This window comes from Pseudomonas sp. ADAK2, assembly GCF_012935755.1.
Taxonomy (GTDB): Bacteria; Pseudomonadota; Gammaproteobacteria; order Pseudomonadales; family Pseudomonadaceae; genus Aquipseudomonas.
On record NZ_CP052862.1, the window covers coordinates 314,993 to 327,983 of the forward strand.

11 protein-coding genes are annotated in these 12,991 nt (G+C 60.9%); 3 read left to right on the forward strand and 8 right to left on the reverse strand.

All coding sequences use genetic code 11. The features are described 5' to 3' along the window. Position 1 precedes the first annotated feature (1 nt). A complete protein-coding gene (locus tag HKK52_RS01580) occupies positions 2 to 820 on the reverse strand; it encodes an NAD-dependent epimerase/dehydratase family protein (protein ID WP_169369017.1) in 819 nt (272 codons plus the stop codon). Positions 821 to 1,235: 415 nt separating this feature from the next. Beyond that, positions 1,236 to 2,531 carry an OprD family porin gene (locus HKK52_RS01585; RefSeq protein ID WP_169369019.1) on the reverse strand — a complete coding sequence of 432 codons (1,296 nt, stop codon included), beginning with the start codon at positions 2,529 to 2,531 and terminating at the stop codon, positions 1,236 to 1,238. Positions 2,532 to 2,902: 371 nt separating this feature from the next. Here HKK52_RS01585 and HKK52_RS01590 point away from each other — a divergent pair, with 371 nt between their 5' ends. Together HKK52_RS01590 and HKK52_RS01595 are read left to right on the forward strand one after the other, a co-directional pair. Further along, entirely contained in the window at positions 2,903 to 4,567 is a 1,665-nt protein-coding gene (locus HKK52_RS01590; protein ID WP_169369020.1) for an MFS transporter, read from the forward strand. Continuing rightward, the gene (locus tag HKK52_RS01595; protein WP_169369022.1) at positions 4,564 to 5,709 is read left to right on the forward strand and encodes an HlyD family secretion protein; all 1,146 of its coding nucleotides are present in this window, start codon (positions 4,564 to 4,566) and stop codon (positions 5,707 to 5,709) included. The genes HKK52_RS01590 and HKK52_RS01595 overlap by 4 nt, the downstream gene beginning before the upstream one ends. A gap of 6 nt (positions 5,710 to 5,715) precedes the next feature. Here the strand turns inward: HKK52_RS01595 and copD are convergent, their stop codons facing one another. From copD to HKK52_RS01610, 3 genes are all read right to left on the reverse strand, one after another. Then, the gene (gene copD, locus HKK52_RS01600) at positions 5,716 to 6,570 is read right to left on the reverse strand and encodes a copper homeostasis membrane protein CopD (RefSeq protein WP_169369023.1); all 855 of its coding nucleotides are present in this window, start codon (positions 6,568 to 6,570) and stop codon (positions 5,716 to 5,718) included. Positions 6,571 to 6,573: 3 nt separating this feature from the next. Continuing rightward, complete coding sequence (gene copC / locus HKK52_RS01605) at positions 6,574 to 6,939, reverse strand: copper homeostasis periplasmic binding protein CopC (protein ID WP_169369025.1); 366 nt, start codon at positions 6,937 to 6,939, stop codon at positions 6,574 to 6,576. 67 nt (positions 6,940 to 7,006) lie between these two features. Beyond that, complete coding sequence (locus HKK52_RS01610) at positions 7,007 to 7,447, reverse strand: acetyltransferase (RefSeq protein ID WP_169369027.1); 441 nt, start codon at positions 7,445 to 7,447, stop codon at positions 7,007 to 7,009. A gap of 137 nt (positions 7,448 to 7,584) precedes the next feature. Between HKK52_RS01610 and HKK52_RS01615 the strand changes: the two genes are divergently transcribed. Continuing rightward, positions 7,585 to 8,205, forward strand: coding sequence for a TetR/AcrR family transcriptional regulator (locus HKK52_RS01615; RefSeq protein ID WP_169369028.1), 621 nt, complete (start codon positions 7,585 to 7,587; stop codon positions 8,203 to 8,205). A gap of 83 nt (positions 8,206 to 8,288) precedes the next feature. Here HKK52_RS01615 and preA read toward each other — a convergent pair whose 3' ends face one another. From preA to hydA, 3 genes are all read right to left on the reverse strand, one after another. Continuing rightward, positions 8,289 to 9,563 (reverse strand): NAD-dependent dihydropyrimidine dehydrogenase subunit PreA, encoded by a 1,275-nt coding sequence (gene preA / locus HKK52_RS01620; protein WP_169369029.1) that lies wholly within the window; start codon positions 9,561 to 9,563, stop codon positions 8,289 to 8,291. Continuing rightward, the gene (locus tag HKK52_RS01625) at positions 9,564 to 10,931 is read right to left on the reverse strand and encodes an NAD(P)-dependent oxidoreductase (protein WP_169369030.1); all 1,368 of its coding nucleotides are present in this window, start codon (positions 10,929 to 10,931) and stop codon (positions 9,564 to 9,566) included. It abuts the gene before it with no gap. Positions 10,932 to 11,133: 202 nt separating this feature from the next. Continuing rightward, entirely contained in the window at positions 11,134 to 12,573 is a 1,440-nt protein-coding gene (gene hydA / locus HKK52_RS01630; protein WP_169369031.1) for a dihydropyrimidinase, read from the reverse strand. Positions 12,574 to 12,991 lie beyond the last annotated feature (418 nt).

Consider the following 12,991-nt stretch of genomic DNA (forward strand, 5'->3'; position numbering starts at 1 on the left):
CTCAATCGCCGAACGGGCCGGAGGCGACAAACGCGCCACCCTGGTAAACCATCGCCGGGTCATCCGCGGCCGGCATCGGTTGTGCTTCGATCTTGTCGCGGAACACTTCGGAGTTGTCCTGCGGCACATAACCCAGGCCGGCGGCGAAGCGGTTGTCCCACCAGACGTTCTTGTTGTCGGACACGCCGTAGACAATGGTGTGGCCGACATTCGGCGCGTACAGCGCGCGTTCGAGCAATTGGGTCAGGTCGCCGAAGCTCAGCCAGGTGCTCATCATGCGGCGGTTTTGCGGTTCCGGGAACGAGGAGCCGATGCGCACGCTGACGGTCTCGATGCCGTAGCGATCGAAATAGAAGCTGGCAATGTCTTCGCCGTAGGACTTCGACAAACCGTAGTAGCTGTCCGGGCGGCGCGGGGAGCGGGCGTCGATCACTTCGTCCTGTTTGTAGAAACCGATGACGTGGTTGGAACTGGCGAAAATCACCCGCTTCACACCATGACGACGCGCGGCTTCGTAGATGTGGAACACGCCGCAGATGTTGGCGCCGAGGATCTCTTCGAACGAGTGCTCGGTGGACACGCCGCCGAAGTGCAGGATCGCGTCCGCGCCGTCCACCAGTTGATGCACGGCTTGCTTGTCGGCGAGGTCACAGATCACGACTTCTTCGCGGTCATCGATGGCCGGGGCGAGGTCGACGATGTCCGACAGGCGAATCACGTTGGCGTAGGGGCGCAGGGTTTCGCGCAAGACTTTGCCAAGGCCGCCGGCGGCACCGGTCAGGAGCAGGCGGTTGAAAGGGGCAGGGGATGTCGTGGTCATGGAAGGTCCTAATACGGAGTCATTGCAGTTGTTGTAAGTTGTCGTATGACTTGAGCGGAGTATCGTTAGCCTTTCCCGTGGTTGTCAACGCGCCAGCGGTGGAAATTGACGGAGGGTCTTGCCACGCCGCGATTGATGTAGCCGCTGGCGACGCCTGCGCTCGACACCTGTAGCAGCTGCCGAAGGCTGCGTTCGGCTGCGAAGCAGTCGTAAAACCTGAGCACACGGTCCTTCTGATACACCGCGTCGCCTGGGTTCACGACTGCTTCGCAGCCGAACGCAGCCTTCGGCAGCTGCTACACGAGTCGGACGCAGCCTTCGGCAGCTGCTACACGAGCCGAACGCAGGCTTCGCCAGCTGCTACAAAGAGCGTGGTGTCGCACAGGTCGGAGTCAGCCTTGAAGCGATCCCAACCTCACAACAACGAAATCGGATAGCTCACGAAGATCCGGTTCTCATCGAACTCATTGGTGCTGAAGTCCTTGCGAATACTCGCATTGCGCCATTTGACGTTGAGGTTCTTCAATACGCCGCTCTGCACGGTATACGCCAGTTCGCTCTCGCGGCCCCATTCCTTGCCGTCGGTGATCGCCCCGGTGTGCACGTTATCGCCGCTGATGTAGCGGTTCATCATGGTCAGGCCGGGAATGCCGAGGGCGACGAAGTTGTAGTCGTGGCGTACTTGCCAGGATTTTTCCTTGGCGTTGTCGTAGCTGGAGTTGTAGCTGTCGTTGGCCAGGGTGCCGCCGCTGGTGCCGTTGACGCGCATCCAGACATCGTCGCCGGAGAGTTTTTGCAGGCCGACGTAGAAGGTGCTGCCGCCGTATTTGGCCGAGAGCATGGCGAACGCGGTTTTGTTGTCGAGATCGCCGGCCAGGGCGCTGCCGTCTTCCTTGCCGATGAAGTAACCGAGGTTGGCGCCCAGGGTCCAGTCGCCGATGGGCTGGCTGTGGCTCAGGTTGAAATACTGCTGCTGATAAATGTCGCTGAGCTCCGAGTACCAGACGCCGACCAGGGTGCGTTTTTCGTTGAAGGTGTATTCACCGCCGCCGAAGTTGAAGCGATCCGAGGTGAATGCGGCTTTGCCGTTCATCGACATGTCATCCATGCTCGAATCGTTGCGCGGGCTGTTGGCGCGGAACTGGCCGCCGTAGAGCTTCAGGCCATCGATTTCGCTGGAGGTAACCTGGCCGCCGCGGAAGGTTTGCGGCAGGGAGCGACCGTCGTCCGAGCGCAGGACGGGCAGCACCGGCATCCATTCGCCGACCTTCAACTCGGTCTTCGACACCTTGGCCTTGAACGCCACGTTGGTGCGACCGAAGTTATCCGCCGGACGCCCGTCATGATCCAGCGGCAGCAGTCCCGTGCCGCCGGTGCCTTGGCCGCCGTCGAGTTTTTTCGAGTACAGGCCCAGCACATCCACACCGAAACCGACGGTGCCTTGGGTGAAACCGGACTTGGCGTCGAGAATAAAACTTTGCGTCCACTCTTCAGCCTTGCCCTGAGGGTAGGCCGGGTTGGTGAAGTTGCGATTGAAGTAGGCGTTGCGCAGGTTCAGCGTGGCGCTGGCATCCTCGACAAAACCTTCGGCGTGGCTGGTCATGGGCAAGGCAAGGGCCAGGCTGCTGCAACCGATCAGGCTCAGGGTGTGGCGGCGGACGAAGGTCGGGCGAGGGGTGCGGACGGAGGAATGACGGACGAGTTTGCTCACTGTGACTTCCCTTTGTTTCTTGTTGTTTTTATTGTTTGTTATACGTCGTCGTACAACATGGCGGCGATTATTTGCGAGGCTTTGCGGGGTTGTCAATCAGAAGTTGTACGATGACATGGGGCGCGCACGACTTGTAGGAGCGAGGCTTGCCCGCGAAGACGTCGTCCCAGTCGATATCGATGTCGAGTGAAAGATGACTGTGGCGAGGGAGCTTGCTCCCGCTGGGCTGCGAAGCAGACCAAAAATACTGGGAGCGCTACGCACTCCAGCGGGAGCAAGCTCCCTCGCCACAGGTGCGATGCCCACAGGGATGTGTGTTTTGCCCGACGATTTTCCGGCAAACTGGCAGCCTCTCAGAACAAGGCCCTTGAATGGATCACTACGCCCCGCGCGACTGGCAGCCCCACGAACGGCCCAGTCTGCCCGGTTCCCCCTCGACCCCCGTGCACTCCAATCCCAAGCGCTTGGCCTATGCGCTGGTGGGTTTGCTGGTGGCGTTGACCGGTGGCCTCGGCAATTCGCTGGTGATCGCCAACCTGCCTTACCTGCAAGGCGCGCTCGGCGCGACCACCGCCGAAATGGCCTGGTTGCCGGCGGCCTATGTCATGACCAACGTCTCGATGAACCTGCTGCTGGTGAAGTTTCGCCAGCAGTTCGGCTTGCGCGCCTTCACCGAAGTGTTCCTGGTGCTCTACGCCCTGGTGACCTTCGGCCATCTGTTCGTCAATGACCTGAGTTCGGCGATCGCCGTGCGTGCGGCCCACGGCATGGTCGGTGCGGCGCTGAGTTCGCTGGGCCTGTATTACATGATCCAGGCGTTCCCGGCGAAGTGGCGGATGAAGGCATTGGTGCTGGGCCTGGGTGCTTCGCAATTGGCGCTGCCGCTGGCGCGGCTGTTCTCCGAAGACTTGATGCAAATCGCCGAATGGCGCGGCTTGTATCTGTTCGAATTGGGCATGGCGCTGCTGACGCTGGGCTGCGTGTTCCTGCTCAAACTACCGCCGGGCGACCGCTTCAAGACCTTCGAAAAACTCGACTTCCTGACCTTCGCCATCCTCGCCAGCGGCGTGGCCTTGCTCTGCGCCGTGCTGTCCCTGGGCCGCATCGACTGGTGGCTGGAAGCACCGTGGATCGGCGTCGCTTCGGCGGCGTCCATCGTGCTGATCCTCGCCGGCCTGGCCATCGAACATAACCGCAGCAACCCGATGCTGATGACCCGTTGGCTCGGCAGCGGGGTGATGATTCGCCTGGCCCTGGCGGTGATCCTGATTCGCATGGTGTTGTCCGAGCAATCCACCGGTGCAGTCGGCTTCATGCAGATGCTGAACATGAGCAGTCAGCAGCTGCACAGCCTGTACGTGGTGATGTTGCTCGGCAGCATCGCCGGCCTGGCCACCAGCGCCCTGACCATCGACCCCAAACACTTGTTCATGCCGCTGATCGTATCCCTCGCTTTGATGGCGGTCGGCTCGGTGATGGACAGTTACTCGAACAACCTGACCCGCCCGGAAAACATGTACTTCAGCCAGTTTTTGCTGGCCTTCGGCGGTACGTTTTTCCTTGGCCCGACCATGGTCCTCGGCACGCGCCGGGTGTTGACCAATCCGCGCAATCTGGTGAGTTTCTCGGTGCTGTTCGGGATCTGCCAGAACCTCGGCGGCTTAATCGGCGCGGCGCTGCTGGGCACGTTCCAGATCGTTCGCGAGAAATTCCATTCCAGCCATATCGTTGAACACCTGACCCTGCTTGATCCGCGCGTCGCGGCACGGGTGCAGAGCGGCGGCAATGCGGTGGGCTCAATGATCGCCGACCCGAGCCTGCGCAACCTGCAAGGCATTCGCAGCCTGGCCACCGCCGCCACTCGCGAAGCCAACGTATTGGCCTATAACGATGTGTTCATGCTGATCGCCGTGATTGCGGTGCTGACCATGATCTGGATTTCCATTCGCGCCCTGTGGCTGATGAGCACCACCCAAGCCGTCGCCCCAGCACCTGCCACGTCTTCCGTTCAACCCAACGGTGCCACTTCTTCATGACCGAACCGACCACCACGACCACCAACGCCATCGCCGCCACCCCCGAAGGCGTGGCGCCACCGTCCTCGCCGGACACCGAACCGCGCTCGCTGCGGGTGCGGATCATCTCGTCCATGGGCTTCGCGGCGATCGCCATCGTCGGCGTGCTGATCGTGCTGTACGCGTGGCAATTGCCGCCGTTCAGCAGCTCGGTGGAAACCACGGAAAACGCCTTGGTCCGCGGTCAGGTGACGATCATCGGCCCGCAACTCAGCGGTTATGTGTACGAAGTGCCGGTAACGGATTTTCAGTTTGTGAAGGCCGGTGACTTGCTGGTGCGCCTCGATGATCGCATCTACAAGCAGCACCTCGATCAGTCCCTGGCGCAACTGGCGGTGCAGAAAGCCGCGCTGGCCAACGTGGTGCAGCAACGCAACAGTGCCGAAGCGACGATCAAGTTGCGTCAGGCTGCCGTCGCCGACAGCCAGGCCCAGCAGCGCAAGAGCGAAGCCGATCTGCGCCGCAACAAGGAATTGATCAACGACGGCTCGGTGTCCAAGCGTGAGCTGGACGTGACCCTGGCCGCCAACGCCCAGACCATTGCGGCGGTAGCCCAGGCTCAGGCCAATCTGGAAATTGCCCGGCAGGATCTGCAAACGGTAATCGTCAATCGCGGCTCGCTGGAGGCAGCAGTGGCCAGCGCCGAAGCGGCGGTGCAACTGGCGCGCATTGACCTGTCCAACACCCGCGTGCTGGCGCCGCGTGACGGTCAGCTCGGGCAGATCGGCGTGCGCCTCGGCGCCTACGTCAACTCCGGCGCGCAGTTGATGGCGCTGGTGCCGAACCAGTTATGGGTGATCGCCAACATGAAGGAAACCCAGATGGACGACGTGCGCGTCGGCCAACCGGTGAGCTTCACCGTCGACGCGCTCGACCATCGCAAATTCAAGGGCAAAGTGCAGCGGATTTCACCGGCCACGGGATCGGAGTTCAGCCTGTTGCAGGCGGACAACGCGACTGGCAACTTCGTCAAGATCGCCCAGCGGGTGCCGGTGCGGATCACCGTGGATGAGGGGCAGGAGCAGAGTGAGCGGTTGCGGCCGGGGATGTCGGTGGTCGTCAGTATTGATACTGCCGCAGAAGGCCACACCGAAACCCCCTGACCACCCCTAACCGGCAATCATCGGCGGCAGGGTGCCCAGTAGCGAAACCGCCGCCACTGCACCCATCCCCAACAACCATTCCAGCATCACACTGGTTTTAAGCGCGCCAACCCGCTGCTCGCAATCCTTGATCCGCAACCGATTGAACAGCGCCAGCCCCAGCATCACCGCCACCAGCACGACCTTGATCAACAGAATCAAGGCAAACCCGGACAGCAACGGCGTCGGCCAGAACGCCCCGGTGAGCACGCGGACGTTGATCAACCCGGTGATCACCAACCCCGCGACCAAGCCATAACCGACTCCACTGAAACGTCGCAGTACCGTGCTCAACGCGTGGCCGTTCGGCTGCCGCAGGATCATCACCAACAGCAGCAACCCGCCCAGCCAGGCACCGACGCAGGTCAGGTGGATGATCTGGTTAAGGATCAGCAATTGGCCGCTGAGTCCGTCGAGCATCGCGCCATGGCCGACCGGCGCCAGGGTCGCGAGCAGCAAGCCGCTCACGACCAGTCTCAGCGACGCATTCGAATGCAATGGCGTCAGCAGCAAAACCATCAGCACGGCATTGAGCAGCAAGTGCCAACTCCACACCTGGCCGAAAAACGTATTGCGCAGCACCAGGCCCAGGGTCGACGGATCGAAAGCCGCGCTCCAGGCCCCGGCCATGCTCGCGGTGATCAGCAGCAGCCAGGTCACACCACTGACCAGTGCCACGGCGGTCAGCCAACGGGTGATGCGCATCAGGCGCCGACCCAGAGTGTCAGCGTTCAACAGCAAGGGCTGGAACACCCAGGCCCCGAACAGCATCAACACCACCACAAAATGCAGGAAGCGGCACAGCACCAGCGCGTCGGTCATGAATTACTGGCCAACCTTGAAGCTGTAGGCGCCTTCGCTTTTGTGGGTGTCGACCGACACCGCGTGCCATTCGACTTTATAGGCACCGGCGGTCAACGGTACGGCCGGTGTGACGATCAGGGTTTTCTTGTCGCTGCCTTCGGTGGTCAGGTTTTTCACCGGGACATCGGCACCGTCCTTTTTGATCGTCACTTTGGTGAAGGTCGCTTCAACGCCTTCGGAAAACACCAGGCGCAATTCAGTCGGCGCGGCCACGGTGCTGTCGGCGGCCGGGGTCTGGCTTTTCAGATGGGCGTGGGCGAACACCGAGGATGCGGCGAGCAGCGAGCCGAGCAGGGCGGCGGAGGTCAGGGCTTTTTTCAGCAGCATGGTCAGTTACCTTCTGGGCAGATTAATGGGCGTCACTTAAGCATGAACGGGATGCGCCGGGGAATGTTTACGCCGGTCGCAGTGCCAGGTGAATGATGGGGAACGGCCGACCTTCGCCATCGGTGGGCGAACGGCCGGTCTGTTCAAAACCATAGTGCAGATAGAAGCCGTGGGCCTGGGGATTCTGTTCGTTGACGTCGACGCTCAGGGTTTTGTGCAGCGCTTTGACATGGTCGAGCAACTGTCGGCCGATGCCCCGGCCCCGTTGCGCCGGTTCGATAAACAGCATTTCCACGGTGTCGCCGCCGGTGGCGATGAAGCCGGCGGGCGTGCCTTCCGGGTCTTCGCCGACCCACACCGTCAGCGCCGGGAGGTAGGCATCGCGCACCAGCGGCAGGAAGAATTGAATATCGTCTTCACTGAGAAAATCGTGGGTCGCGCGCACTGAGCGTTCCCACAGGGCGGCGAGGGCGGCATCGTCGGTGGCGACGCGGGGTCGAATGTTCACGGTGGGTGATCCATTGCGGTGGAAAAAGAGCGGCGGATGCTACCCAATCGGTTTTCCCCGGGAAAGTGAAAAAAGGTCTGTCGCCCCGATCCAGAGCGGATGCTAGTCTTGGACAACGCTGTTGTCAGGGAGCCCTCATGGGCAATCACAAGATCGAGATCCGTCGCAGTAACGTCGAAAAAATCCTGCTCGGGGCCGAAAAGGTCTTCGCCGAAAAAGGCTTCGGCAGCACCGCCATGGCCGACATCGCCGCCGAGGTGCAACTGCCGCGCTCCAACCTGCATTACTACTTCAGCACCAAGGGCGAGCTGTACAGCGCGGTATTGTTTGACCTGCTGGAAGTGTGGAAGCAGGACGCCTTGTGCTTCGAGATGTTCGACGACCCGCGGGTGGTGCTCAGCAGCTACATCCGCGCCAAGATGAACCATTCCCGCAGCCGGCCGTACGGGTCGAAAGTCTGGGCCAACGAGATTATTCACGGTGCGCCGACGTTGGGCGAGGCGCTGGACGCCAGTCTGTATGACTGGGCCAAGATGAAAGAGGCGAAAATTCGCCAGTGGGTCGAGGACAAACGCATTTTGCCGGTGGAACCTTCAGCGCTGCTGTACATGATCTGGGCCTCGACCCAGCATTACGCGGATTTTGATCATCAGGTGAATATTCTGAACGAGCACCAGCCGCTGTCGGACATGCAGTTCGAACGGGCAGTGCAGACGGTGACCAGCGTGATATTGCGCGGGATTGGGTTGGAGCCCTAACCCGATCGTTCCCACGCTCCGCGTTCCATTGGGACGCGGAGCGTCCCGGGCCTCATTCCCACGCAGAGCGTGGGAACGATCAGTTACGGCGCGACGTGGTAGGGATTGCGTGGATCATGATTCCAATCCAGAAACGGCTTGCCGGTATCCATCGGCACCATCTCGATGCAATCCTCCACCGGGCAGGTGATCTGGCACAAATTGCACCCCACACACTCATCATCAATCACTTCATATTTATGCGTGCCATCAGCTTGCTTGATGCTGGCCACGGCCTGGTGCGACGTGTCCTCGCAGGCAATATGGCAACGCCCGCAACCAATACACGCCTCCTGATCAATCTTCGCAATCACCTGATAGTTGATATCCAGGTATTTCCAATCCGTGGTATTGCCCACCGCGCGTCCGGAAAAGTCCGCGATGCTGGCGTAACCCTGACTGTCCATCCAGCGTGATAAACCGTCCTTCATTTCATCGACAATCCGGAAGCCATGCAGCATTGCCGCCGTGCACACCTGCACCGCGCCACTGCCCAAAGCGATGAATTCCGCCGCGTCGCGCCAACTGCCGATGCCGCCAATGCCGCAGATTGGCAAGCCTTGGGTCTGCGGGTCGCGGGCGATTTCGGCGACCATGTTCAGCGCAATCGGCTTCACCGCCGAGCCGCAATAACCGCCGTGGGTGCTTTGGTGGCCGACGGTGGGGATGGCGACCATTTGCTCCAGGTTGACGCTGGTAATCGAATTGATCGTATTGATCAGCGACACTGCATCGGCGCCACCACGGTGGGCCGCTCGGGCGGCGACGCGGATGTCGGTGATGTTCGGCGTGAGCTTGACGATCACCGGCAGCGAGCAATAGGTCTTGCACCAACGAGTGACTTGTTCGACGTATTCCGGCACCTGACCGACCGCTGCACCCATGCCACGTTCCGGCATGCCGTGGGGGCAACCGAAGTTCAGTTCGATGCCGTCGGCGCCAGTGGCTTCCACCAGCGGCAGGATGAATTTCCACGACTCTTCGACACACGGCACCATCAGCGACACGATCAACGCGCGGTCCGGCCAATCCTTTTTGACCTGGGTGATTTCCCGCAGGTTGATCTCCAGCGAACGGTCGGTGATCAGCTCGATGTTGTTGATGCCCATCACTTCGCGGTTGGCACCAAAGTGCGCCGAGTACCGCGAAGACACATTGACCGCCGCCGGGTCTTCACCCAGGGTTTTCCAGACCACGCCGCCCCAGCCAGCTTCGAAGGCGCGGACCACGTTGTAGGCTTTGTCGGTCGGCGGCGCGGAGGCCAGCCAGAACGGATTGGGGGCTTTGATGCCGGCGAAGACAATCGAGAGATCGGCCATTTACGCAGCCTCCACGTTGAGCATGAGTTGGGCGTTGATCGCTTCTGCGGCGAGTTTGCCGTGCTGCACCGCTTGCACGGTCAGGTCCTGATCGAGGCTGGTGCAGTCGCCACCGGCATACACGCCGGGGATGCTGGTGCGCAGGTTTTCATCGACCTGGATGCGCTCGCCCTGACGCTTGAGTTCCCGGGCCAGCGGGTCGGCGAGGGCGCTGCCGTCGAAAGCCTGGCCGATGGCTTTGAAGATCCCGTCGGCGGCCAGCTCAAAGGTTTGCCCGGTGGTTTGCAGGCGACCGTCGACCATGTGCGTGCGAGCGAAACGCATGCCGCGCACGTTGCCTTGATCGTCGAGCAACACTTCTTCCGGTTGCGCCCAGGTCAGCAGACGCACCTGATTGGCCTTGGCGATGTCCTGTTCGTGACCGGTGGCGCCCATGTCCTCGACGCCACGGCGATAGACCAGATTCACATCACGGGCCCCGAGACGGGCCATTTGCACGGCCATGTCGATCGCCGTGTTGCCGGCGCCGAGGACGATGCAACGGTCGGCCAGCGGCAGTTGCGTCAGGTCATCGGCCTGGCGCAGTTCGCGGATGTAATCGGTGGCGGCGACCAGGCCCGGCGCATCTTCGTGGTCCAGCCCCAGTTGTTTGCTGGCGGCCAGGCCAAGGCCGAGAAACACTGCGTCGAATTGCTGGTGCAGTTCGCTCAGGGTCAGGTTCTCGCCGAGCTTCTGCCCGTGACGGATTTCGATGCCGCCGATTTGCAGGAGGAAATCCAGTTCCTTCTGCGCGTAGTCGTCCACCAGCTTGTACTTGGCGATCCCGTATTCATTGAGGCCACCGGCCTTTTCCCTGGCTTCGAAAATCACCACGTCATGGCCGTGCATCGCGCTGCGGTGAGCGCAGGACAAACCGGCGGGGCCGGCACCCACCACCGCGATGCGCTTGCCGGTGGCGGCAGCGCGCTGGAACGGGTGTTCGCTGAAGTGTGCGTTGTCCACGGCGTAGCGTTGCAGCAGGCCGATCAACACCGGTGCGCACTCGTGGTCGTTGTTGCGCACACAGGCCTGCTGACACAGGATTTCCGTCGGGCAAACCCGGGCACAACTGCCGCCGAGGATGTTCGCGGAGAGGATTTTCTGCGCGGCGCCCTGGACGTTTTCCTGATGGATATTGCGGATGAACGATGGAATATCGATCTCGCTCGGACAGGCATTCACGCACGGCGCGTCGTAGCAATACAGACAGCGCGAGGCTTCCAGATGCGCCTGACGGTCGTTGAGCGGCGGCGCCAGGTCGGTGAAATGGCCGGCGAGGGCGGCCGCATTCTCGAAGGGATGCGGGAGGTGGTTCAGGGTCTTGATCACGGTTTAAGGCCTCATGGTTTTTGAGGTGTCTGCCTCTGGTGGGCATTGGGTATTCATGCATGACCTGTGGCGAGGGAGCTTGCTCCCGCTGGGTGGCGAAGCCGCCCCAAATCCAGTCGATTGAATACTCCTGACACTCAGGGTCGACAGGTGTTGGGCCTGCTACGCAGGCCAGCGGGAGCAAGCTCCCTCGCCACAGGGGTCAGCGCTTGACGGCAACCGGTTTGTTCAACTCGGCCCGTTTACTCAGCAAATCAAACACCGCCGGATACGCCGGCCGTTCGACATACCGCCCGGCCCCACGCTCGGCGCGCAGGTCGCCATCGGCCCAGACCACGCGGCCCTGGCTGATGGTATGGCTGGGCACGCCGCGCACGGTCTTGCCTTCGAAGATGTTGAAGTCCACCTGCTGATGGTGGGTCTTGGCGGAGATGGTCCGCGTACCTTCCGGATCCCACAGCACCAGGTCGGCATCGGCACCGATACGGATTGCGCCTTTGCGTGGGTAGAGGTTGAAGATCTTCGCGGTGTTGGTGGAGGTGAGGGCGACGAAGTCCTGCATCGTAAAGCGCCCGGTGTTCACCCCTTCATCCCAGAGCACCGCCATACGGTCTTCGATACCGGCGGTGCCATTCGGGATCTTGCTGAAGTCGTCACGCCCGGCGGCTTTTTGCTCGGCACAGAAGCAGCAGTGGTCGGTAGCGGTGGTGTGCAGGTTGCCCGATTGCAGGCCGTGCCACAGCGCCTCTTGATGACCGCGAGGGCGGAAGGGCGGGCTCATCACGTAACCGGCGGCGGTCTGCCAGTTCGGGTGTTGATAGACGCTGTCGTCCAGCAGCAAATGCCCGGCGAGCACTTCACCGTAGACCTGCTGCCCCTTGCTGCGGGCGTAAGTGATTTCGTCGAGGGCTTCCTTGGTCGAGACATGAACCATGTACAACGGCGTGCCGATGGTTTCGGCAATGCGAATCGCCCGGCTCGCGGCTTCACCCTCCACTTGCGACGGTCGCGACAGCGGATGCGCTTCCGGGCCGGTAATCCCTTGGGCCATCAACTTGCGTTGCAGGTGATAGACCAACTCACCGTTTTCCGCATGCACGGTCGGCACCGCGCCGAGTTCCAGGCAGCGCTCGAAACTCGCCACCAGGGTGTCGTCGGCGGCCATGATCGCGTTCTTGTAGGCCATGAAATGCTTGAAGCTGTTGATGCCGTGATGGCTGACCAGTTCGGCCATTTCCTCGCGCACCTGCTCGCTCCACCAGGTGATCGCGACATGGAAGCCGTAATCCGACGCCGACTTCTCGGCCCAGCCGCGCCACTGATGAAAGGCTTCCATCAACGACTGCTGCGGATTGGGAATCACGAAGTCGATGATCGACGTCGTACCCCCGGCCAGACCCGCCGCCGTGCCACTGAAAAAGTCTTCACTGGCCACCGTGCCCATGAAGGGCAGTTGCATGTGAGTGTGGGGGTCGATGCCGCCGGGCATCAGGTATTGGCCGCTGCCGTCGAGCACTTCGGCACCGGCCGGAACATCGAGGTTTTCACCAATGGCTTTGATCACGCCGTCGGCGCAATACACATCAGCACGGTAACTTTCATCATGGGTAACAACGGTGGCGCCACGGATCAACAGAGACATTCCGAGTTCCTCGCAGGCATGACCGACTTATGCCGGTTCTAAATGTTTTATATGAAGCCGACGCAAACAGGTGTATTCCTGTCAGCGCTGTCAGGAATAGACGCTAGCTGGTGTTGATGGAATGAGCAAGATTATTTTTTATAAGCTTATATCGTAATTAAGTTGTTGATAAATAACGATTAAAAACAACAATCACCAAAATGGTGAGGCCAATCACCATTTTGACGCACTTGACAGGATCGAAAAAAAGACCAGATTTCCTATGTGAAATCAGCCGCTTGAGGATGGTCTATGGTTGATGCGCAAGTTTGAAAAAAAGAGGGATGCACCAGATTGAGTCCTGACGGTTCCGACAACTTGCTGCGCATTCGGCCTGAGTGATGTGGCAAGTAATCGAAGACTCGATAGTTGAATTAAT